This is a genomic window from Pseudogemmobacter sp. TB195, assembly GCF_058313095.1.
In genome coordinates this window covers 1-686 of sequence record NZ_JBZEGG010000115.1, presented here as the reverse complement: position 1 = coordinate 686, position 686 = coordinate 1, and the positions used below count along the sequence as shown (strand labels likewise).

Below are 686 nucleotides of genomic sequence, written 5' to 3'. Positions count from 1 at the left end.
GATCACCAAACAGCAAAACGTCGGGAAAGAGGCTGCCCGACATGTCGGTGATCGTCTGTTCGCCGCTTACATCACGAACAGCACGGACCTCATTATGGGCGATGCCCTTAAGGTATCCGATCAGATCAATGGCCCATGATCGTTCATTATAGACTGCGAGTGCCATCAACGGAACGAACCCAGCAACGCTGGACCGATCACATCATCAACATCAATAAGCCCGCGTCGTTTGGCAGGCACTGCACGGCTAGCCGGCTCAATATCTTTCATCGAGGGAGACGAGTGCTTTTCCATCATCCTCTTTGCCTCGGCCAACCGCATCTTCGCTACCTCTATGTAATCGATTGGAGCGCTCTTAAACTTGTGGACTTCTTCGTTCTTCTCAATGCCGATGTAGTCTCTCCCTTCGAGGAGAGCGGAGACTAGGAAGCTACCGCTTCCAAACGCATTGTCGAGAACCAGTTCGCCAGGTGCTGTGAACATTCGAATGAGATAGCGTCCAAGGGCAACCGGCTTCTGAGTAGGGTGCCACACTACACCACCAGATTCACTCTCTGCGGTCTTGCAATAGAGGGAGTCTGTTGGAAACCGAGCGCCATCGCTCTTAACATGTACGGGGCGAAAGTCTCCGTAGCTGCCGGTATATTGATCCTTGCGAGTGCCCTTGTCGTAAGGGTCAGCGTACC

At 52.9% G+C, this 686-nt stretch carries 1 protein-coding gene; it reads right to left on the bottom strand.

What is annotated here, in order from left to right; all coding sequences use genetic code 11:
- Nucleotides 1–165: 165 nt before the first annotated feature.
- The coding region (locus AC4FS3_RS28900; protein WP_491023403.1) for a DNA methyltransferase at nucleotides 166–686 on the bottom strand (521 nt) is incomplete at its 5' end.